Genomic DNA, 20,943 nt, shown 5'->3' with positions numbered 1-20,943 from the left:
AGCCGAGATGAACCAGATCGCGATCGAGAGCCCCGCCCCTGCCAGGACCGATGAGCAGCTGATGGCGAACGCCATCAGGGCGCTCGCCATGGATGCGGTTCAAAAGGCAAACTCGGGCCATCCCGGCATGCCGATGGGCATGGCCGATGTTGCTACGATCCTGTTCAATCGCTTCCTGCAAATCGACCCGTCGTGTCCCGACTGGCCCGACCGCGACCGTTTCGTTTTGTCGGCGGGCCATGGCTCGATGTTGCAATACGCGCTGCACTATCTGCTCGGCTACGAGGACATGCCGATCGAGCAGCTGCAGCGCTTCCGACAACTTGGCAGTCGCACCGCCGGGCATCCCGAATACGGCCATGCCCTTGGCATTGAAACCACGACAGGTCCGCTCGGCCAGGGCATTGCGACCGCGGTCGGCATGGCATTGGCCGAGCGCATGCTCGCCGCCCGGTTTGGTGGCGACCTTGTCGACCACTTCACCTATGCCATCGCCGGCGATGGCTGCCTGCAAGAGGGGATGAGCCACGAGGCGATTGACCTCGCCGGACATCTTGGCCTGTCGAAATTGATCGTGCTGTGGGACGACAATCGCATCTCGATCGACGGTCCGACCTCGCTGGCGACCTCGATGGACCAACCGATGCGGTTCCAGGCCGCCGGCTGGAGCGTTCTTTCGATCGACGGCCACGACCTGGATGCGATCGCGGCGGCGCTGGAGCAGGCGCGGACGTCGGACCGGCCGACGTTGATCGCATGCCGCACCACCATCGGAAAGGGGGCACCGAACCTGGGCGGCTCGGAAAAAACCCATGGCGCGCCGCTCGGCGCGGCCGAAATCGCCGCGACGCGAACAAACCTCGGTTGGGATCATCCACCCTTCGAGATCCCCGGCGAAGTTTTGCGCGCCTGGCGCACCGCGCCAGCACGCGGCCGAACCGCGCGCGCGGCGTGGGAGGCGAGACTTGCCGCTTCGCCGCGCCGCCAGGAATTCGAAAGTGCTGTTGCTGGCGACCTCCCCGAAGGCGTCTTCGAGGCGCTGTCGACATTCCGCCAGCAACACTTCGAGAATGCGACCAACGTCGCAACCCGCAAGGCCTCGGAAATGGCTCTCGCCGTGATCAACGAGGCGACGCAACAGACTGTCGGGGGATCGGCGGATCTCACTCATTCCAACCTGACCATCACCAAGGGCATGGCTCGCGTCTCACCGGGCGACTTTTCGGGCCGATACATTCACTATGGCATCCGCGAGCACGGCATGGCGGCGGCTATGAACGGCATGGCGCTGCATGGCGGGCTCGTCCCTTATGGCGGAACGTTCCTGTGCTTCGCCGACTATGCGCGCGGCGCAATGCGGCTCTCAGCACTGATGGGCCAGCGCGTCATCTATGTGATGACCCATGATTCCATCGGACTTGGCGAAGATGGGCCGACGCACCAGCCTGTCGAACATCTGGCGATGCTGCGCGCAACGCCAAATCTCAATGTCTTCCGTCCGGCCGACATCATCGAGACAGCTGAGTGCTGGGAGCTGGCGCTGAGGTCAAAGCACCGGCCGAGCGTGCTGGTTTTGTCGAGACAGAACCTTCCGATGCTCCGCACGAAGGCTCCCGAAGCCAGCCGCTCTGCCAAAGGGGCTTACCTTATGCGCAAGCCCCTCGGCCGGCGTGATCTGACGCTGATCGCCACCGGTTCGGAAGTGGAGATCGCCCGCGCGGCCGCCGACTTGCTCCTGGAGCGCCATCATATGCGGGTTGCCCTGGTCTCCATGCCCTGCTGGGAACTCTTTGAAGAACAAGACGAAGCCTATCGCGCCGAGGTTCTCGGAACAGCTCCGCGCATAGCCGTCGAGGCGGCCGCGCGCCTTGGTTGGGACCGCTGGATTGGAGAAGGTGGAGCCTTCGTCGGAATGACCGGCTTTGGCGCCAGCGCACCGGCCGCGGAGCTTTACAGGCATTTCGGCATCACCGCCGAGGCCATTGCCGATGCCGCTTGTGCAGTTGTTCAGAAGGATTGAAGCCTTGCCCGTCAGAGTAGCCATCAACGGATTTGGCCGCATCGGCCGCAACATCCTGCGCGCCATCCACGAATCCGGCCGCAAGGATATCGACGTCGTCGCCGTCAACGACCTCGGCCCGGTCGAGACCAATGCGCATCTGCTACGCTACGACAGCGTGCATGGCCGCTTCCCGCATGAAGTGACTGTCGATGGCGACCAGATCACCGTCGGCAAGGAAAAGTTCAAGGTCACCGCGATCAAGGATCCGAGCCAGCTGCCGTGGAAGGAACTGGGCATCGATATCGCGCTCGAATGCACCGGCATCTTCACCGCTCGCGACAAGGCAGCCTCCCACCTGGCCGCCGGCGCCAAGCGCGTCGTCGTCTCCGCGCCGGCCGAGGGCGCTGACCTCACCGTCGTCTACGGCATCAACCACGACAAGCTGACCAAGGACCACATCGTCATCTCGAACGCGTCCTGCACCACCAACTGCCTGGCGCCGCTGGCCGCCGTGCTGCACGAGGCCGTCGGCATCGAAAAGGGCATGATGACGACGATCCATTCCTACACCGGCGACCAGCCGACGCTGGATACCATGCACAAGGATCTCTACCGCGCCCGCGCCGCGGCACTTTCGCAGATCCCGACCTCGACCGGTGCCGCCAAGGCGATCGGCCTGGTGTTGCCCGACCTCAAGGGCAAGCTCGACGGCATCTCGATCCGCGTGCCGACCCCGAATGTCTCGGTCGTCGATTTCAAGTTCATCGCCAAGCGGTCGACCACCGTCCAGGAGATCAACGACGCGGTCATCGCCGCTTCCAACGGCAAGCTCAAGGGCATTCTCGGCGTCACCCATCACCCGAACGTCTCGATCGACTTCAACCACGATCCGCGTTCGTCGATCATGGCGCTCGACCAGACCAAGGTGATGGACGGCAACTTCGTTTCGGTGCTGTCCTGGTATGACAATGAATGGGGTTTCTCCAACCGCATGGGCGACACCGCGGTCGCTGTTGGGGGCGTGCTTTGAAACCCCTCCCCGACATCCGCACCACTGATGTTGCCGGCAAGACCGTTCTCGTTCGCGCCGACCTCAACGTACCCCTCAAGAATGGCATCGTCGCCGATGCCACCAGGATAGTGCGTTTTGCTCCGACTGTGAGGGATCTCCTGGCGCGAGGTGCCAAGGTTGTCGTCATGACGCATCTTGGCAGACCCGACGGTGATGCCAATCCCATCTATTCGGTGAGCCCGGTAACGGCGATCCTGTCCAGCGAAGTCGGCCGCGAAGTTGTGTTCGTCCCAGATTGTGTCGGCGCCACTGCGGAGAAGGCTGCCAAGCATCATCAGGACGGCAAGGTACTCCTGCTCGAAAACCTTCGTTTTCATAAGGGTGAGGAGGCCAACAGCCGCAATTTTGCATTGCGGCTCTCGGTCAACGGCGATCTCTTTGTCAACGACGCCTTTTCCTGCGCTCATCGCGCGCATGCTTCGACCCACGCTATCGCGCAAATCATGCCCGCCTACGCCGGGCCGTCCCTGCTCGCCGAAGTCGCCGCCCTGAACGCGGCACTCGACGCGCCGAAAAGGCCAGTGGCCGCCCTGGTAGGGGGTGCCAAGGTCTCGTCCAAGATACGGGTGCTGAAGAACCTGATCGGCAGGATGGATCACCTGATCATCGGTGGCGGCATGGGCAACACATTTCTGGCTGCAAGCGGATATCGCGTGGGGCGATCAGTCTACGAACCAGAGTGTGTTTCGATCGCTCGCGATATCATGGAGGCTGCCGCCGCCAACGGCTGCCGTATCCTTCTGCCCAGCGACGTGACCGTTGCCAGGATGTTCGAGGCAGAGGCTCTGGCCACAACCGTCCCCGTGGCAGCTGTCCCTGACGAGGCAATGGCGCTCGACGTTGGCCCCAGGACAGTCTCAGAGATCAAGGATGTCCTGAACTCCTGCCACACCCTGTTGTGGAATGGCCCGCTGGGCGCATTCGAGATGCGGCCATTTGGAGACGCCACGTTCGCTGTGGCGCGCCATGCGGCGGCGCTGTCAAAGGCCGGACAACTCGCCACCATCGCAGGCGGCGGCGACACGGCGGCCGCATTGTCGTTGGCCGGCGTTGCCGACCAGATCACCTACCTGTCGACCGCCGGCGGCGCCTTCCTGGAATGGCTGGAAGGTTGCCACTTACCCGGCATCGAAGTGCTGCGCAAAAGAGTCGAAAATTCGGAGACTGTCTAAAATGGCCAAGATTACACTTCGACAGCTGCTCGACCATGCCGCTGAACGTGACTATGGCGTTCCAGCCTTCAACATCAACAACATGGAGCAAGGTCTGGCCATCATGCAGGCGGCAAAGGCCTGCGACGCACCGGTCATCATCCAGGCCTCGCGCGGCGCCCGCGCTTACGCCCATGACATCATGCTCTCGAAGATGATGGATGCTTTGGCGGAAATCTATCCCGACATTCCGCTTTGCGTCCATCAGGACCACGGCAACAACGAGGCCACCTGCCTGACCGCGATCCGCCACGGCTTCACCTCGGTCATGATGGACGGCTCGCTCCTGGCCGACGGCAAGACGCCGGCCAGCTATGACTACAACGTGGAGATGACGGCAAGTGTCGCCGAGATGGCGCATGCGGTCGGCGCCTCGGTGGAAGGTGAGCTCGGCGTGCTTGGGTCGCTGGAAAGTGGCCATGGCGAGGCCGAGGATGGTCACGGCGCTGAGGGCGCGCTTTCCCACGACCAACTCTTGACCGACCCTGACCAGGCGGTCGATTTCGTGATGCAGACGAAGGTCGACGCGCTGGCGATCGCCTGTGGCACAAGCCACGGCGCCTACAAGTTTTCGCGGCGGCCTGACGGCGACATCCTCGCCATGCATGTCATCGAGGCCATCCACCAGAAACTGCCAAACACGCATCTGGTGATGCACGGCTCTTCTTCGGTGCCGCAAGAACTGCAGGACATCATCAACAGCTATGGCGGGGAGATGCCGCAGACCTTCGGCGTGCCGGTGGAAGAGATCGTGCGCGGCATCCGCCACGGCGTGCGCAAGATCAATATCGACACCGATTGTCGCATGGCCATGGCCGCGCAATTCCGCAAGGTCGCAGTCAGCAATCGTGCCGAGTTCGACCCTCGCAAATTCCTCAAGCCGGCCATGGATGCCATGCGCGATCTGTGCCGCGAGCGCTTCGAGGCCTTTGGCTGCGCCGGCAATGCCAGCCGGATCAAGGTGATGCCCCTGGACGAGATGGCCAGGCGCTACGCAACGGGCCTGCTCGACACGCAAGTGGCGGCCAGCAGGGCTGCCTGAAGCACCAATTATTGATGGAAGGATTTGAATGATGACCGCACAACCGACAGAGCTCAGGGGCAAGGAACGCTATCGCGCCGGCGTCCTCAAATACGCACAGATGGGGTACTGGAACGGCGACTACGTGCCCAAGGATACCGATCTGATCGCGCTTTTCCGCATCACGCCCCAGGACGGCGTCGATCCGATCGAGGCCGCGGCCGCCGTTGCCGGCGAATCGTCGACGGCGACCTGGACGGTGGTCTGGACCGACAGGCTGACGGCGGCCGACCAGTACCGGGCAAAGGCCTATCGGGTCGATCCGGTGCCGGGGCGGCCGGGCGAATATTTCTGCTACGTCGCCTACGACCTGATCCTGTTCGAGCCGGGATCGATCGCCAACCTGACGGCTTCCATCATCGGCAACGTGTTTTCGTTCAAGCCGCTCATGGCGGCGCGGCTGGAAGACATGCGGCTGCCCGTCGCCTATGTGAAGACCTTCAAGGGACCGCCGACCGGCATCGTGGCCGAGCGCGAGCGGCTCGACAAGTTCGGCCGGCCGCTTCTGGGGGCCACCACCAAGCCGAAACTCGGGCTTTCAGGCAAGAATTACGGCCGCGTGGTCTATGAGGGCCTCAAAGGTGGGCTCGACTTCATGAAGGACGACGAGAACATCAACTCGCAACCCTTCATGCATTGGCGTGACCGGTTCCTCTACTGCATGGAAGCCGTCAATCGGGCAGCCGCCGAAACCGGCGAGATCAAAGGCCACTACCTCAACATCACGGCCGGCACGATGGAGGAGATCTACCGGCGTGCCGAGTTCGCCAAGGAACTGGGATCGTGCATCGTCATGATCGACCTGATCATCGGCTACACCGCGATCCAGTCGATTTCGGAATGGTGTCGCAGCAATGACATGATCCTGCATCTGCATCGCGCCGGGCACGGAACCTACACCCGCCAGAAGAATCACGGCATCTCGTTTCGCGTCATCGCCAAGTGGATGCGGCTGGCCGGCGTCGACCACATCCATGCCGGTACGGCCGTCGGCAAGCTCGAAGGCGATCCCATGACGGTCCAGGGCTATTACAATGTTTGCCGCGAACTCAAGAACGAGGTGGACCTTCCGCGCGGCATCTTCTTCGAGCAGGACTGGGCCGACACGTTGAAAGTCATGCCCGTGGCCTCTGGCGGCATCCATGCCGGCCAGATGCATCAGCTGCTTGAATTGTTCGGCAACGACGTCGTGCTGCAGTTCGGCGGCGGCACGATCGGCCATCCGATGGGAATCCAGGCGGGTGCAACCGCGAACCGCGTCGCGCTGGAAGCCATGGTGCTTGCCCGCAACGAGGGCCGCGACATTGCCGCTGAAGGCCCCGAAATACTGCGCGCGGCCGCCAGATGGTGCAAACCCCTGGAAGCCGCCCTCGATGTGTGGGGCAACATCAGTTTCAACTATCAGTCCACCGACACGTCGGACTTTGTCCCCACCCCCGCCACCGCCGTCTAAGGAGCACGATCATGCGCATCACACAGGGCACGTTTTCCTTTCTGCCCGACCTCTCGGACGAGCAGATCTGGGCGCAGATCGAATATTGCCTGCGCAACGATTGGGCAGTCGGCGTCGAATACACGCGCGACCCGCATCCACGGAACATATTTTGGGAGATGTGGGGCAACCCGATGTTCGACCTCAAGGATGCGGCCGGCGTGATGATGGAGGTTCGCGCCTGCCGCGAAGCCCAATCCGACAGCTACATCCGCGTCAATGCCTTCGATTCCTCGCGTGGTTTCGAGACCGTGATGCTGTCCTTCATCGTCAATCGGCCAAAGGTCGAGCCCAGCTTCGTGCTCACCCGCACCGAGACCAACAGCCGCGTGCAGCGCTATTCGATGAAGGCTGCACTTTAAAAGCCGAGGAGAGGAGCATCCATGATTGCCGCGCAGACCCTCGCAACGGCTAAGCCGACCGTGGACCTGGCCGCCGACTTCCGCGAGTCGGGGGTGGCCGAGATTCTGGGGGAGCTCGATCGCGATCTGACCGGTCTCAAGCCGGTCAAGCAGCGTATCCGCGAGACGGCAGCGCTGCTGCTCGTCGATCGCGCCCGCACCCGGCTGGGGCTTTCGACGCACACACCGACGCTGCATATGAGCTTTACGGGCAATCCAGGCACCGGCAAGACGACGGTGGCGCTCAGGATGGCAAACCTGCTGCATCGGCTTGGGTACGTGCGCAAGGGCCATCTCGTCTCGGTAACGCGCGACGATCTCGTGGGCCAGTATATCGGGCATACCGCGCCGAAGACGAAGGAGGTGCTGAAGAAGGCGATGGGGGGCGTGTTGTTCATCGACGAAGCTTATTATCTCTACCGTCCAGACAACGAGCGCGACTATGGCCAGGAGGCGATTGAAATCCTGTTGCAGGTGATGGAGAACCAGCGTGACGACCTTGTCGTCATCCTTGCCGGCTACGCCGACCGGATGGAGCGCTTCTATCAGTCCAACCCGGGATTTCGATCGCGCATCGCGCACCACATCGACTTCCCCGACTACGAGGACGCGGAGTTGCTTTCCATTGCCGAGACGATGCTGGCCAAGCAAAATTATGTGCTCGACGACGAAGCGACGGGGGTCATGGCCGCCTACATCCGCGCTAGGCGAACGCAGCCGCATTTCGCCAATGCGCGCTCGATCCGCAATGCGTTGGACCGCGCCCGGCTGCGTCACGCCAATCGTCTTTTCGAGACATCGGTTGGCCCGGTGACCGCGCAGGACATGTCGACCATCCGTGCCGATGACATCAGAGCCAGTCGCGTGTTCTCGACCCAAACAGCCGCGGAAGGTCCGACACCATGAAACAGACGATCATTGCCCCATCGGTCCTCTCGGCCGACTTCTCGCGTCTGGGCGAGGAAGTCGAGACCATCGCCGCAGCAGGTGCCGACTGGATCCATCTCGACGTCATGGACGGGCACTTCGTGCCCAACATTACCTTCGGTCCTCCCGTGATCAAGGCGATCCGCAACCGGACGAACAAGGTGTTCGACTGTCACCTCATGATCACGCCAGCTGATCCCTATCTTGCCGCCTTCGCCGAGGCAGGCTGCGACATCATAACGGTTCACGCAGAAGCTGGAGCGCATCTCGACCGCTCGCTCCAGGCCATCCGCGATCTCGGCAAGAAGGCGGGCGTTTCACTCAATCCGTCGACGCCGGAGAACGTTATCGAGTATGTGCTGGATCGTCTCGATCTCATACTCCTGATGACGGTCAATCCAGGGTTCGGCGGCCAGGCCTTCATTGCGTCGGTGGTCGAGAAGGTGAAGCGGGTGAAGGCGATGATCGGTGATCGACCGATCGACATCGAAATCGACGGCGGGGTGACGTCGCAGACCGCACCCCTCGTCGCGGCGGCCGGCGCCAATGTGCTGGTTGCGGGCTCGGCCATCTTCAAAGGCGGGACGGCCGCGGCATACAGCGCCAACATCGCGGCTATTCGCCAAGCCGCCGATGCGGCTTCGTGAGACGGGCGCCATGAAGGCGAGCCCGGCATTCGCGGACCTGCCCCTGCGGGCGGTCTTCTTCGACCTTGATGGAACGCTTGTCGATTCGGCCCCTGATATGGCCGCAGCCGTCAATGAACTGATGGCGGAATACGGCCTGGGGCGGCACTCACTCGAGGCAGTGCGTGGCATGATCGGCCATGGGGTCGAGAAACTCATCGAACGAGCCTTCGCGGCGCATTCGGTCGCGCTTGGCTTGGGAGATCAGAGCGCAAGCCGCGAGAGGATGAATGAAATCTATGGCCGCCACCTCACCCGGCTGACCTCCCTGCGCCCCGGAGCAGACAGCGCGCTGACCGCGGCTCGCAAGGCCGGGATGCGGACCGGCGTCGTCACCAACAAGCCGGAAGGCTTCTCACGCATTGTCCTGGCGCACTTCGGCCTGTCGAATGAGCTCGATGTCGTCATCGGCGGCGATGCCGGCCATCCGAAAAAGCCCGCTCCCGATATGCTTCTGGCTGCCTGTCACGCATGCGGTTGCAGCAGCGCTCAGGCAGTTATGGTGGGAGATAGTATGGCCGACGTCGGAGCCGCCAGGGCCGCGGGCATGCGCTGCATCATAGTGCGCGGCGGGTATACCGAACTGGCGGCCGAAGCTCTCGGCGCGGACCGCGTTATCGACGTGCTCGACCAGCTGGAATCGGTTTTCCGGAGGTAAGAAAAGGCTGTGCAATGGCTATTCGAGCGCTTGTCTTCGACGTTGACGGCACGCTCGCGGAGACAGAGGAGTTGCACCGTCAGTCTTTCAACCAGACTTTTGCCGAGCACGGGCTTAATTGGGTCTGGGACCATAGTCTGTACACCGAGTTGCTCGGCACCACGGGGGGGCGAGAGCGCATTGTTTCGTATGCGCAGATGGCGGGGCAAAATGTCGACCCAGATCTTCTGCACGCACGAAAGACAGAAATCTATAACCTCAAGATCAAGGAGGGTCTGATCAGCCTGAGGCCTGGGGTGGTGGAGCTGATTGAGCATGCCACGCAGGAGGGGCTGATGCTCGCGATCGGAACGACCACCAGTAGGGCGAATGTGGTGTCGCTCCTTCATAAGACACTCGGCCCAAGGTCCTTGGACCTGTTTTCCAGCATCCGTACGGGCGAGGATGTGCGCGCCAAAAAACCCGATCCTGAAGTCTATCGGCTGGTGCTATCGGACCTTGGTGTAGAGGGTTGCGAGTGTCTTTGCATCGAGGATTCCAGGAACGGACTTATGGCTGCTCGTGCGGTCGGCATGCGCACGGTCATCACAGCCAGCCTGTTTACGTCTCACGAGGACTTCAGCGGCGCCGATCTCATCCTACGCAATCTGGCGACGCCATGGTCATCGGCTGAGTTCAACCCTTATACGTCGATGATGAACCAGCCGCTCGAGGTGAGCCGCTTACTGCGGCGTGCCGGAGGGAGGTCCGGCGGTCGGCGAACGGACGCTTGAACATCGCCAACTTGTCAAGCTGGCCGCCGCCCGGCAACCCAAGTGATGTTGGCGATCGAGCAGAGCCACACCCTTGTTGCGGGTTTTTCATGCCTTCGGGCGAGTGCGGCCGGTGCCAGACCGACCACCGGTCCGGTCGTCCTCTTGGATCGCGCGTCAGCGCTGCGTGGGCACGCATATCCGAAGGAAGCTTGTCCTCGCCAGCTTTCGCAATGGCAACTGTGTTCACGCGAATGCGGTTTTGTCTCGAATGACGGCATTGAGGACGACCAGGAGCTTTCAGCGTCATTGCAGTTGGGGCGCTCGCCCAAACAGCTGTGAGCTCGGACCAGCTCACACGCGCGACCCCAAGTCCCGGCGTGGTCCCTTAATCTAGTAAACAAGGTCGCATCCCAGGCGTAGCCACGGCGTCGAAATCGTACCTATTCGATTTCACAAAAGTGGCTCTGTTAGACCGCCGGCATTTAGCGTTCTATGGCATCCAGTTTAGGCGCAGTCGGGTTCCATGCAGCACGCAGCACGCTTTGAAAGGCCCTGCAAAACCAAAGACGCTGGTGACAAGGCGCCGCCTTTGAATGGCTTCGGCTTTGACGCAGCCGACTGTGCTTCACGAGCAGGCGCGCAGGGCAATGGCCTCATATTCATGAGGCCATTGCCAGAGGATCTACCCCGCTACGTTTCGACATATAACCGGGCCGCGGCATCGCCGTCGGCTGACATTGATCGGCATCGGCAAGGGGCTGCAAAGAGCCCACCCGATCCGCGACGTGGGCTGCCAAGCGGCGCACGGATGAGGAGAACTTTGCCTGTCGGTGACAGGCTCGTGGACTGCAACAACAATGGGAGAATGAAATGCACACAATTCTGAAGATGGCGATGGGCACGGTTGTCTCGATCGGCATGTTTGCCGGCATCGCGCACGCTGCCGGGCTGAAGGATCCAAAGGACGTTCGTATTACCTTCGTGGTCCATGGCTCGGCTTCCGACCCCTATTGGTCGGTTGTCAAGCGCGGCGTCGACGATGCGGCCAAGCTGACTGGCGCCAAAGTTGAGTATTACGCGCCGCAGATTTTCGACGTGGTCGAACAGGCCCGGCTCCTTGACGCGGCGGTTGCTACTAAGCCCGATGGAATTGCAGTCTCGATCGCCGACACCAACGCGCTTGGCAAATCGGTCAAGGCAGCATTGGCCGCCAACATTCCAATGGTGGTGCTTGATTCCGGCGAGAAGGAAGGCGCCGAGCTCGGCACGACGATGTATGTCGGCACGGCTTCCGAATATGCTTCTGGCAAGAAGGCCGGTGAGCGGCTGGCCAAGGAAGGCATGCTCAAGGTCGTCTGCATCAATCATGAAGTCGGCAATGTCAGCCTCGACCAGCGTTGCCAGGGCCTCAATGACGGTCTCAAGCCGTCGGGCGGCGGCACCGAAGTTCTGGCCGCTTCGCCCGATCCCGCAGATGTCCAGCGCCGCACGGAGGCCTACCTATCGGCGCATCCCGACACCCAGGCCGTGTTTGCGCTTGGCGCCACTAGCGCCACTCCCCTGATCCCGTTCTTCCGCGACCATGAACTGTTCGGCAAGATCAAGCTGTACACCTTCGATGTCAGCCCGGAGGTCCTGGATTCCGTTGCCGCCGGCGAGATGGGCTTCGGCATGGACGCCCAGGAATATCTGATGGGCTATCTGCCGGTGATCTACCTGGTCGAACAGGCGACGCACGGCTTTTGGCCACAGAACTCTTTCTACACCGGCCCGGTGTTCATCGACACGCCCGAAAAGGCGAAGGCCATCCTGGCGCTCGCCAAGGAAGGCATCCGCTAGATCGACGAGCCAGAACACCCGGGGAAATGCGCAAGCGCTCTCCGGGTCCCGTCGATTTTGCGACCCAACAAAGGGAGAATCTAATGGCTGTCGTTGAAGACAAAGCGATACCTTCGGAAGCTTCAGTCAAGGACCGTTTCGGCATGACGTCGAAGCGGGCGGCCGGCGCCGACGAGCGGCTGGCCAGCACTGGCTGGCTCACTCAATGGCTGCGCCGGCCAGAAGCGGGCGCCGCCGGCGGGCTGATCGCCACCATCATCATCTTCGCCCTGCTGCCGGGTGCGTCGAACCTTTATTCGCTGCAGGGGTCGATGACCTTCCTGACGCTGTCGGCCGAGCTTGGCATCATCGCCACCGCGGCAGCACTCCTCATCATCGCCGGCGAATTCGATCTTTCGGTCGGCTCGATGGTCGGCTTCGCCGGCGTCGTCATCGGCCTGACGGTGAAATATTGGGGCCTGCCGCTGTGGGGCGGCATCGCCTGCGCCTTCGCGGTCGCCATCCTCACCGGCTACGTCAACGGCCTGATCGTGGTGAAGACCCGCCTGCCCTCCTTCATCGTCACGCTGGCCTCGCTCTACATCCTGCGCGGCCTGTCGATCGGCATCACCCGCGCCGTCACCGGCCGCACGCAAATCCCCTACATCGTCGACGGTGCGCCGGACCCTGGCACCGCAGGCCTGTTCAATGGTCATCTGCTCACCAGCCTTTTCCATTGGATGGGCACGCAAGGCTGGATAGCTACGCGCAACGACGGCATTCCTTTCGTCGTCGGCATTCCAATGTCGATCGTTTGGTGGCTCGGTCTCACAGCGATCGCCGGCTATATACTGACGCAGACCAAATATGGCAGCTGGATCTCCGCCACCGGTGGCGACCTGATCGCCGCCCGCAATGTCGGCGTGCCGGTCGACAAGGTTAAGATCAGCCTCTTCATCTACACCGCCTGCGCGGCAACCTTGCTGGCCACCATTCAGGTGATGGAGGCCGGCTCCGCCGACACCACGCGCGGTCTGCTCAAGGAATTCGAGGCGATCATCGCCGCGGTCATCGGCGGCGTGCTGCTCACCGGCGGCTACGGCACCGTCTATGGCGTGCTGTTCGGCGCGTTGATCTTCGGCCTGGTGCAGATGGGCATCTTCTACACCGGCATCGACACCGACTGGTTCAAGGTGTTCCTCGGCATCGTCATCCTCGTGGCGGTGCTGGTCAACAACTACATCCGCCTCAAGGCGTTGGGACGTGGAGGCAGCAAATGACGAACCCAGCCATGGAACTGCGCGGTGTCTCGGTCAATTTCGGTTCCGTGCGCGCGCTGCAGGATATCGATATCAAGGTCTATCCGGGCGAGGTGCACTGCCTGCTCGGCGACAACGGCGCCGGCAAGTCGACGCTGATCAAGGTGCTGTCGGGCGTGCACCGGCCGACCAAGGGCGAGATATTCGTCGATGGCAAGCCGGTCGCCTTCCGTAGCCCGCGCGACGCGCAGGATCTCGGCGTCGCCACCGTCTTCCAGGACCTCGGCATGATCTCGCTGATGTCGATCACCCGCAACTTCTTCCTCGGCCGCGAGCCGACCAAGAGCAGCCTGCCCTTGTCACGCATCGACAAGGAGCGCGCCAACACCATCGCCAGGCAAGCGATGGCCGATATCGGGATCGACGTGCGCGACCCCACCCAAGCCGTCGGCACGCTGTCGGGCGGCGAGCGCCAGTCCGTCGCCATCGCCCGCGCCGTGCATTTCGGCGCCAAAGTGCTGATCCTCGACGAGCCGACCTCGGCACTCGGCGTGCATCAGGCGGCAATGGTGCTGAAATTCATCATCGAGGCGCGCATGCGGGGCCTAGCCGTCATCTTCATCAGCCACAACATCCACCATGCCTATCCGGTCGGTGACACCTTCACGCTGCTCAACCGTGGCCGCAATCGCGGCACCTATGCCAAGTCGGAGATTTCGCGCGACGAAGTCATCTCGATCATGTCGGGCGGCGAGGATCTGAAGGCGGTCGAGGCGGAAATTGCGGGCTTGCTCGCGCAGATCGGCAACCGGCCGCCCAGGGCAGCACAATGATCCCGCGCCGAAGCAAGAGCCGCAACATGATGGTCTCCAACAACAAAGAGATCTCGGCTGAGCGGATCGGCCGCGGCGGCGTCTGGGCCGACCTGGTTGCGCAGGTTGGTGCACATAATCTGCCCGTGGTCGGATCGAAAATGCCGCGCGACCAGCGCCGCACTGGTGTCATCGGTGCCGATCGCAGTTTTGTAAAAGGGCCGGCCGTTTTCGACCTTGGAGCCAACGGCGAACCCTGCCTTGATGAGGATGGAGCAGTAACATGGTTTTCGAACCCGCGCTCGGCGTGGAACGGCTGTGCACAATCCGGGAGATCGCCGACAGGTCCGAGCTCGGCACGACCACCGTACACCGCGCCTTGAAAAACAGCCGCGAGGTTCGGCCCAAAACCAGACGGTTGGTGCTCGACACGGTCTGTCGGCTTAACGAAGAAAAGATCGCCCGCGCGGCGCGTCATATCGCAGGCTAGGCCGTCAGATGCGCCTGTCCTTGGACATTATGTCGGTCGACCGCAGCCTGGAAGAACCGATGCACCGGCAGATTTACGGTGCCCTACGGCGCTTTATCCTCGATGGCAAGATCTCGCAAAACACATTATTGCCTTCGACGCGCTCGCTGGCGGAGGATTTGAGGGTCGGCCGCAACACTGTGATCGCCGCCTATGACCAGCTTTTGGTCGAGGGTTTCATCGAGGCCCGCGCGGGATCGGGCACCTGGGTGGCGCCTATCCAGCGCGACCGGCCATTGGCGTTGCAGCGCGCGGAACTCGGCGCACCGCAGAAACTGTCGCGGCGCGGCCAGACCATCGTCAACGGGCCGCAGCCGCCGCGCAATGCTGGCGTCATCAATTTCCATCCCGGCGTGCCGGAGACGGCCTCCTTTCCATTCAGCATCTGGTCGAGCCTTCTGGTGCGCAACGCCCGCAGCTGTGATGAAAACCTGCTCGGCTATCTCTCCTTTGCCGGCCATCCCGGCCTGCGCCAGACCATTGCCTCAAACATCAGCCTGTCGCGCGGCATCAACTGCAGCGCCGACCAGGTGATTATCGTCACCGGCGCGCAGGCTGCACTTGACCTGGTCTCGCGCGTATTGATCGACGAAGGCGACCACGTTTGGATGGAAGAGCCCGGCTATCTCGGTGCTAGGAGCGCCTTCCTTGCTGGTGGCGCCAGGCTGGCACCGCTCAAAGTATCGCGGCGCGGCTGGACTCTTGACGATCCGGACCTGCCGCCGCCGCGGATGATTTATGTGACGCCCTCCTGCCAATGGCCGTTCGGCACCATCATGCGCATCGAGGAGCGGCTGCAGCTGCTCGACATTGCCGAGCAACACGGCGCCTGGATCGTCGAGGACGACTTTGACGGCGAGTTCCGGTTTCGTGGCCGGCCGGTGGCAGCGCTGCGCGGGCTCGACCACGCCAACCGGGTCGTCTATATTGGCAGCTTCGGCAAGACGCTGATCCCGGCGTTGCGTATCGGCTACCTCATCGTGCCACGCGAACTTTCCGTGCCTTTCGATCGCGCCGTTTCGATCACCGGCCAGTTCGCGCCGCTCATCTTGCAGGCAACGGTGAACGACTTCATCACGCAGGGGTATTTCGCCACCCATCTCAAGCGCATGCGTCGGCTCTATGCATGCCGCCAGGCAAATTTCGTCAAACTCTGCCAGGACCATCTCGCCGAGTGGATCAGCGTGTCGGAAAACGATTCCGGCATGCAGCTGCTGGCAAGTTTCAAGCGCCCCTACAAGGACAGCGACGTGGTCGCGGCCGCCCTCAGCCAAGGGCTCGACGTACAAGGCATTTCCATCAATTACCATATCAGCGAACCGGAGCACGGCCTGCTGCTTGGCTATGCGGCGATGGATGAACGACAGATCCTGCGTGCCGTACTGGCGCTGCGCGCCGCTTTTATCAAATTGGACAGGAGCTAGTTCCCACTGTCGAATTTCTGCAGATCAACCGGTGGCGCCTTGCGCAGTTCGACCCCGTCCAGCGACGCATTTTCCAGCGCCACCCGCGCGGCCGCACCGATATTGTGGATCATGTCGTCGATATCGGCGTCGCCATGCGCCGGGTTCATGGCGATCATCACCGTGCGGTTGAGAATGGCGAGCGAGCCCTTGCCGAGATCGTCAGCATAGTCCATCCGCAGGCCCTTGTTTTCCGGCAGTGCATAAGGATTGAGCGCCGGATGGTGGGCGCCTTCATGCATCAGAACCTGGTCCCACTGGGTAAAGTTGTGGCGGCCGGTCTTGCCCGCGATGACACTTGGAATGGTCTTCGAAAACACCTGAGCGGCCTGTTCGCTCGGGAGCAGATACATCACCTGCGCTGCGCAATCATCGTCCGGGCTGTTCATCGGCGACGGCGTCAGGCCGAGGTTGCCAAGATGCTTCGTACCGGCCAGCACCTTCTTCTTCTCGGCCCGCATCGCCTCGATGATGCCGTCGAGACGGTCGAGCTGGACATTGAGCATCGCCCCCATCAGTTCCGACGCCCGTGCGCCGATGCCGGCGAACGGCTTGATGCTGTCGCTGCGGCCCTGCCAGTAGAAATGGCAAGGATCGATAGCGCAGCGCGCCCGCTCGGCCACCTTCGGATCGCTGGTGGCGATGCCGCCGCCCTCGCCCGAAGTCATGTTCTTGAAGTAGTTGAAGGAGTAGGCGCCGGCATGGCCGATCGAGCCGAGCTTCCTGCCCTCATAGCCGCCGCCAATGCCCTGGCAGACGTCTTCCAGCACCAGGAGGCCACGCTTCTTGGCGATGTCCATGATGGCGTTCATGTTGCAGGCAGCACCCCACATATGGACGGGGATGACCGCCCTGGTGCGCGGCCCGATGGCATCGCGCAAAGCGATGGGATCGATGGTCAGGCTCTCGTCGATATCGACGATGACCGGAATGGCGCCGACCGACAGCACCGCGGTCGCGGTGGCCATATAGGTATGCGCCGGCACCAGCACCTCGTCGCCCGGACCGATGCCGAGCCCGATCAGGCCGGCGGCAAGCCCATAAGTGCCGCTGGCGGCCAGCGCGAAATGCTCGACGCCGAGATGCCTGGCATAACGGGCCTCGAAGCGGTCGCATTCACTGTTGTCGCCATAGCGAAACAGCGCGCCCGAGCGGATCACCCTGGCAATGGCTTCGATCTCTTCTTCGCCGGCGGTGTACATGGCAGGTCTCCGTCGCATGATTGTGCGAATAGATGTACGCGCGCCGGCGCAGGATGAAAGAACCACTCCGCGGCGATCTGACCAAACCACCATGGTGCGCTCCAGCACATTGGCTATCGGCCCGCGATCGCTCCAATTGAGCAAGCGGCAGGTCATCGAACACAGATTGCAATCCAAACCCGCGCGCCCGAGATGTCGGACGCGTGATCAACCACACGATCCCGGCTCTGCCCAGGACGCGGCGTTCGTCGTAGCATGATCCCGAGCGTGATGATCAGAGCATGTTCGAATGCTGATCATGGAAGCGTCCCCGCGATCCGCTCTTTACGTAGCGTTGTCTTGACTGGCGCGTCACACGGCAGGCCTCGTGCTCAGGCAATCGCGATGAAGACGTTCCCGCCCTCGATCTTTACCGGATAGGTCTTGAGATTGACGCAGACCGGCACGCCCTTGGCTTCGCCGGTCTTGTAGTTGAAGCGACCGTTGTGCTTAGGACATTCGATGATGTCATCCATGACGAGGCCATTCGCGAGATGAACTTGCTCGTGGGTGCACAAACCGTCGGTTGCGAAATAGTCATCATCGGGACTGCGATAGATGGCAAAGGTGCGTCCTTGGTGGTCGAAACGGATAACGTCTTCCGCATCGATTCCGTTGGCTTCGCACACTTCGACCCAGTCTTGGCTCATGGCCAGCTCCATTCGGTTTGTGTCGTCGGCTGCCCATTATTCGGCGGCAATGACGTGCTGAATCAGGAAGTCTTCGCGATAGGGCTTGGCCGTCGGCGGCAATTCGCGCTTGAGGAAGTAATCCTCGTAGCGCAACTGGCGCAGCAAGGCCGGGACCATCTCGCGATAGCCGTCCATGATCGATTTGTTGGGTGCAGGCAGGTCATGCTTGATGAGCGCATGCAGCCGCGGCAACGCGTGGTAAGGCACCATGGGGAACATGTGGTGCTCGACGTGGTAATTCATGTTCCAGTAGATGAAGCGGCTGATGGGATTCATATAGACCGTGCGGCTGTTGAGCCGGTGGTCAGTGACGTTATCCGCCAGCCCCCCGTGCTGAAGCAGGCCTGTCATCATCGCGTGCCAGGCGCCGTACAGGCGCGGAAGACCAATCAGCAGCAGCGGCAGGATGGAGTTGAGCCATATCGACAGCGCGACTGTGGCTGCATAGATGATCATCCATATCCGGGCGGCGCGCACGACCTTGCCCTGCTCGGACTCCGGAATGAACGTCTTCTCTTCGGCTGAGACGATGCCCGCCGCGTTGCGCAGCATGTCTTTGGTCGCATGCCAGGCGTCAACGACGCCGAAGACGTCGAGGACAAGCCGGATGAGGTCTGGCGGCCGCATGACGGCGATCTCTGGATCGCGGCCGACGACCACTGTGTCGGTGTGATGGCGCGCGTGGCTCCATCGCCATGTCACCGGATTGCGCATAATCATAAAGCAGGCAATCTGGTATACGACATCGTTCATCCACCTTGTCTTGAAGGCGGTGCCGTGACCACATTCGTGCCAGCGACTGTCGGAGGCCGAGCCGTAGAGCACGCCGTAGGCGAGAAAAAAAGGCACCGACCACCAACTGCCCCAAAAAGCGACACCAAGACTGCCAAAAAGCACCAGGCCGCCGAGCCAAATGGCCGTGTCCCGGATGGCGCTGCCATCCTCGCGTCGCATCAGCTCCTTGATTTTCTGGCGCTGAACATCGGTGTGATACCACTCGGCCGCAGCAAGCCCGCTCTCAACAGCAGCTCGGGAATCACGGCCAAGCAGGCTGTAATCTCTCCGCGTTGGAACCATCGTACGCCTCCGTCTGAGTGCTGACGGACGACGTTAAAGCATCGGTGGTCCCTTCGTCAGGGCCGATCTTCTGTTTTTGGAGCGGACCGCTTTTGCTCTTGATGGGCCGGCCGGCTCGGGGAGCTCGGCGTCACCGGCGACGCGGTGACGCCGACTTCGACAGTTGGCCTGACGCGCCTTTGTTGTCGAGGTTTACGAAAGCGGCACGCAGCGAAAGGATCGCCTCGCGCATCGTCTTCAAGTCGATGCCGGCGTAACCCAATATGGCGCCTTGCTGGGGCGGGCTACTGAAGAACTGCCGCGACAGGGGTGAGAAATCCACGCCCTGCTTTTGCGCCAGTTGCCACAATGCCTCATCGTCAAACCCCCGCGTAAAGCGCCCAACAAGTTGCATGCCCGCGTCGTTCTCCTCGACGGTGAGCCAGTCAGCGAGATGATGGCGGCACAAATCGACGAACACCTTCTGTCGCTCAGCATAGAGGCGGCGCATCCGGCGAAGATGCGTTGCGAAGTAGCCTTCGCTGATGAAATCCGCGAGTGCGGCTTGCAGCAGGAGGGAAGGACAATGGCCGGTGTTGCTGGCAACTCGCTTGAAACCGTCGACAAGCTGCGGCGGGACAACGATGAAGCCGATCCTGAGCGAGGGGAAGAGCGTCTTGGCAAACGTACCGAGGTAGATGACGCGACCAGATTTATCCAAGCCCTGCATCGCCGGGATCGGCCGTCCGCGGAAGCGATATTCGCTGTCGTAATCGTCCTCGACGATCCAGGCGTCGTGCCTTTCGGCTATCTGGAGAAGCCGCAGCCTGTCTTCCATGCGCATGACGCAGCCGAGCGGCCACTGGCAAGATGGCGTGACAAAGATCAGGCGTGGCGCTGGCCGGGCTTCCTCGTCCAGCGACCAGCCCTCAGACCCGACCGGTAGCGGCACCAGTCTTGCACCCGCGCTCTGCAGCGCGTTTTGCGCCCCAATGTAGCCGGGCTCCTCCAGCCAGCAGACATCGCCGTCATCGACGAGCATACGAGCAAGAATGTCGAGGGCAGCTTGCGCGCCGTTGACCACAAGCACCTGCTCGGGGTTGCACTCCACACCCCGTGAGCCCCGCAGATATTCGGCTATCGCGACCTGCAGACGCGGAAGGCCGGCGACCCAATGGTAGCCATAGAGGTCTTCATGGGAGTAACGGGCATGCCGTTTGAGCAGCCGCGCCCACGTCGAAAACGGAAACCCTTTGATTTCGGGATATCCGGGATGGAAGGCGATGTGATCAGGGATCGTCCGGTCTCGCGGTTGATTGGCCATTCTTGTACCGCGCAAGGAGAGGGACGGTGCGCCAGCACTGCCGACCAAGTTGCGCGCCGCGACGGCGTCCGCCGGCAGTGTCGCGACCCAAGTCCCTGATCCTGAACGTGATTCCAGGTACCCCTCTGCGAGAAGGGTGTCGTAGGTGGTGATCACGGTGTTGCGGCTGACGCCGAGATCCTCGGCCATCAACCGGGTGGGCGGGAGACGTGTGTCAGCCTTCAGATGGCCAGCCAGTATTTCTGCACGCAGCTTGTCGTAAAGCTGCCGGTGCATGGGCAGGTCCGCGTCTCGTTCGAGGACAAGCATATCCGAGGAGAAGGGGCTGCGTCGCTTGGCCAAATTGGTTCCGTCCGATTCGTGGAAAGCTGCTCTTTCAGTTAAGCCAGTATCCCTTCAATCTGCGGCGTGGGCAAGTAATGCCCCGGCACACCCCACAGTAGAGGGAAGCTGCGTCTTGCTCC

General features: G+C 62.0%; 19 protein-coding genes. 15 read left to right on the top strand and 4 right to left on the bottom strand.

Going from position 1 to position 20,943, the window contains the following annotated elements:
- Nucleotides 1-7 precede the first annotated feature (7 nt).
- The 15 genes from tkt to FJV83_RS18725 all read left to right on the top strand — a co-directional run bounded on the left by tkt (nucleotide 8) and on the right by FJV83_RS18725 (nucleotide 16,127).
- Nucleotides 8-2,020, top strand: a complete 2,013-nt coding sequence (gene tkt / locus FJV83_RS18795; RefSeq protein WP_095774151.1) for a transketolase — start codon at nucleotides 8-10, stop codon at nucleotides 2,018-2,020.
- Between the two features lie 4 nt (nucleotides 2,021-2,024).
- Nucleotides 2,025-3,032, top strand: coding sequence for a type I glyceraldehyde-3-phosphate dehydrogenase (gene gap / locus FJV83_RS18790; protein WP_095774270.1), 1,008 nt, complete (start codon nucleotides 2,025-2,027; stop codon nucleotides 3,030-3,032).
- Nucleotides 3,029-4,246, top strand: a complete 1,218-nt coding sequence (locus FJV83_RS18785) for a phosphoglycerate kinase (protein ID WP_095774150.1) — start codon at nucleotides 3,029-3,031, stop codon at nucleotides 4,244-4,246. Before gap ends, FJV83_RS18785 begins: the two co-directional genes overlap by 4 nt.
- 1 nt (nucleotide 4,247) lies before the next feature.
- The gene (gene fba / locus FJV83_RS18780) at nucleotides 4,248-5,327 is read left to right on the top strand and encodes a class II fructose-bisphosphate aldolase (RefSeq protein ID WP_095774149.1); all 1,080 of its coding nucleotides are present in this window, start codon (nucleotides 4,248-4,250) and stop codon (nucleotides 5,325-5,327) included.
- A 28-nt stretch (nucleotides 5,328-5,355) separates the two neighbouring features.
- Nucleotides 5,356-6,819, top strand: a complete 1,464-nt coding sequence (locus FJV83_RS18775) for a form I ribulose bisphosphate carboxylase large subunit (RefSeq protein ID WP_210248231.1) — start codon at nucleotides 5,356-5,358, stop codon at nucleotides 6,817-6,819.
- An 11-nt stretch (nucleotides 6,820-6,830) separates the two neighbouring features.
- The gene (locus FJV83_RS18770) at nucleotides 6,831-7,220 is read left to right on the top strand and encodes a ribulose bisphosphate carboxylase small subunit (RefSeq protein WP_095774148.1); all 390 of its coding nucleotides are present in this window, start codon (nucleotides 6,831-6,833) and stop codon (nucleotides 7,218-7,220) included.
- 21 nt (nucleotides 7,221-7,241) lie between these two features.
- Nucleotides 7,242-8,165 (top strand): CbbX protein, encoded by a 924-nt coding sequence (gene cbbX / locus FJV83_RS18765; protein WP_095774147.1) that lies wholly within the window; start codon nucleotides 7,242-7,244, stop codon nucleotides 8,163-8,165.
- On the top strand, nucleotides 8,162-8,833 hold the full coding sequence (gene rpe, locus FJV83_RS18760; protein ID WP_095774146.1) for a ribulose-phosphate 3-epimerase: 672 nt from the start codon (nucleotides 8,162-8,164) through the stop codon (nucleotides 8,831-8,833). The genes cbbX and rpe overlap by 4 nt, the downstream gene beginning before the upstream one ends.
- A 10-nt stretch (nucleotides 8,834-8,843) precedes the next feature.
- The gene (gene gph, locus FJV83_RS18755; protein ID WP_095774268.1) at nucleotides 8,844-9,530 is read left to right on the top strand and encodes a phosphoglycolate phosphatase; all 687 of its coding nucleotides are present in this window, start codon (nucleotides 8,844-8,846) and stop codon (nucleotides 9,528-9,530) included.
- A gap of 14 nt (nucleotides 9,531-9,544) precedes the next feature.
- Complete coding sequence (locus FJV83_RS18750; RefSeq protein ID WP_095774145.1) at nucleotides 9,545-10,303, top strand: HAD-IA family hydrolase; 759 nt, start codon at nucleotides 9,545-9,547, stop codon at nucleotides 10,301-10,303.
- A gap of 852 nt (nucleotides 10,304-11,155) precedes the next feature.
- Nucleotides 11,156-12,124, top strand: a complete 969-nt coding sequence (locus tag FJV83_RS18745) for a sugar ABC transporter substrate-binding protein (RefSeq protein WP_095774144.1) — start codon at nucleotides 11,156-11,158, stop codon at nucleotides 12,122-12,124.
- A gap of 143 nt (nucleotides 12,125-12,267) precedes the next feature.
- Nucleotides 12,268-13,383, top strand: a complete 1,116-nt coding sequence (locus tag FJV83_RS18740; RefSeq protein WP_095774267.1) for an ABC transporter permease — start codon at nucleotides 12,268-12,270, stop codon at nucleotides 13,381-13,383.
- Complete coding sequence (locus tag FJV83_RS18735; RefSeq protein ID WP_095774143.1) at nucleotides 13,380-14,195, top strand: ATP-binding cassette domain-containing protein; 816 nt, start codon at nucleotides 13,380-13,382, stop codon at nucleotides 14,193-14,195. Before FJV83_RS18740 ends, FJV83_RS18735 begins: the two co-directional genes overlap by 4 nt.
- Before the next feature lie 262 nt (nucleotides 14,196-14,457).
- Complete coding sequence (locus FJV83_RS18730) at nucleotides 14,458-14,664, top strand: LacI family DNA-binding transcriptional regulator (RefSeq protein WP_095774142.1); 207 nt, start codon at nucleotides 14,458-14,460, stop codon at nucleotides 14,662-14,664.
- 8 nt (nucleotides 14,665-14,672) lie between these two features.
- Complete coding sequence (locus FJV83_RS18725) at nucleotides 14,673-16,127, top strand: PLP-dependent aminotransferase family protein (RefSeq protein ID WP_246691884.1); 1,455 nt, start codon at nucleotides 14,673-14,675, stop codon at nucleotides 16,125-16,127.
- Here FJV83_RS18725 and FJV83_RS18720 read toward each other — a convergent pair.
- The 4 genes from FJV83_RS18720 to FJV83_RS18705 all read right to left on the bottom strand — a co-directional run bounded on the left by FJV83_RS18720 (nucleotide 16,124) and on the right by FJV83_RS18705 (nucleotide 20,821).
- On the bottom strand, nucleotides 16,124-17,368 hold the full coding sequence (locus tag FJV83_RS18720) for an aminotransferase class I/II-fold pyridoxal phosphate-dependent enzyme (protein ID WP_095774141.1): 1,245 nt from the start codon (nucleotides 17,366-17,368) through the stop codon (nucleotides 16,124-16,126). The genes FJV83_RS18725 and FJV83_RS18720 overlap by 4 nt on opposite strands.
- Nucleotides 17,369-17,739: 371 nt before the next feature.
- Nucleotides 17,740-18,057 carry a MocE family 2Fe-2S type ferredoxin gene (locus FJV83_RS18715; protein ID WP_095774265.1) on the bottom strand — a complete coding sequence of 106 codons (318 nt, stop codon included), beginning with the start codon at nucleotides 18,055-18,057 and terminating at the stop codon, nucleotides 17,740-17,742.
- A gap of 36 nt (nucleotides 18,058-18,093) precedes the next feature.
- Nucleotides 18,094-19,176 (bottom strand): fatty acid desaturase family protein, encoded by a 1,083-nt coding sequence (locus tag FJV83_RS18710; protein WP_095774140.1) that lies wholly within the window; start codon nucleotides 19,174-19,176, stop codon nucleotides 18,094-18,096.
- A 130-nt stretch (nucleotides 19,177-19,306) separates the two neighbouring features.
- Nucleotides 19,307-20,821: a PLP-dependent aminotransferase family protein gene (locus tag FJV83_RS18705; RefSeq protein WP_245318186.1), complete on the bottom strand. Its 1,515-nt coding sequence runs from the start codon at nucleotides 20,819-20,821 to the stop codon at nucleotides 19,307-19,309.
- Nucleotides 20,822-20,943: the final 122 nt, after the last annotated feature.

The organism is Mesorhizobium sp. WSM4307, assembly GCF_007003945.1.
Lineage (GTDB): Bacteria > Pseudomonadota > Alphaproteobacteria > Rhizobiales > Rhizobiaceae > Mesorhizobium.
The sequence above is the reverse complement of the archived record's forward strand: the minus strand, read 5'-3'. Positions and strand labels throughout refer to the sequence as shown.

Coding starts and splice junctions, on each gene's coding strand:
- tkt (WP_095774151.1), top strand. CDS start 8: ATGAACCAGATCGCGATCGAGAGCCCCGCCCCTGCCAGGACCGATGAG.
- fba (WP_095774149.1), top strand. CDS start 4,248: ATGGCCAAGATTACACTTCGACAGCTGCTCGACCATGCCGCTGAACGT.
- FJV83_RS18775 (WP_210248231.1), top strand. CDS start 5,356: ATGATGACCGCACAACCGACAGAGCTCAGGGGCAAGGAACGCTATCGC.
- FJV83_RS18770 (WP_095774148.1), top strand. CDS start 6,831: ATGCGCATCACACAGGGCACGTTTTCCTTTCTGCCCGACCTCTCGGAC.
- cbbX (WP_095774147.1), top strand. CDS start 7,242: ATGATTGCCGCGCAGACCCTCGCAACGGCTAAGCCGACCGTGGACCTG.
- rpe (WP_095774146.1), top strand. CDS start 8,162: ATGAAACAGACGATCATTGCCCCATCGGTCCTCTCGGCCGACTTCTCG.
- gph (WP_095774268.1), top strand. CDS start 8,844: ATGAAGGCGAGCCCGGCATTCGCGGACCTGCCCCTGCGGGCGGTCTTC.
- FJV83_RS18750 (WP_095774145.1), top strand. CDS start 9,545: ATGGCTATTCGAGCGCTTGTCTTCGACGTTGACGGCACGCTCGCGGAG.
- FJV83_RS18745 (WP_095774144.1), top strand. CDS start 11,156: ATGCACACAATTCTGAAGATGGCGATGGGCACGGTTGTCTCGATCGGC.
- FJV83_RS18740 (WP_095774267.1), top strand. CDS start 12,268: ATGACGTCGAAGCGGGCGGCCGGCGCCGACGAGCGGCTGGCCAGCACT.
- FJV83_RS18735 (WP_095774143.1), top strand. CDS start 13,380: ATGACGAACCCAGCCATGGAACTGCGCGGTGTCTCGGTCAATTTCGGT.
- FJV83_RS18730 (WP_095774142.1), top strand. CDS start 14,458: ATGGTTTTCGAACCCGCGCTCGGCGTGGAACGGCTGTGCACAATCCGG.
- FJV83_RS18725 (WP_246691884.1), top strand. CDS start 14,673: ATGCGCCTGTCCTTGGACATTATGTCGGTCGACCGCAGCCTGGAAGAA.
- FJV83_RS18720 (WP_095774141.1), bottom strand. CDS start 17,368: ATGTACACCGCCGGCGAAGAAGAGATCGAAGCCATTGCCAGGGTGATC.
- FJV83_RS18715 (WP_095774265.1), bottom strand. CDS start 18,057: ATGAGCCAAGACTGGGTCGAAGTGTGCGAAGCCAACGGAATCGATGCG.
- FJV83_RS18710 (WP_095774140.1), bottom strand. CDS start 19,176: ATGGTTCCAACGCGGAGAGATTACAGCCTGCTTGGCCGTGATTCCCGA.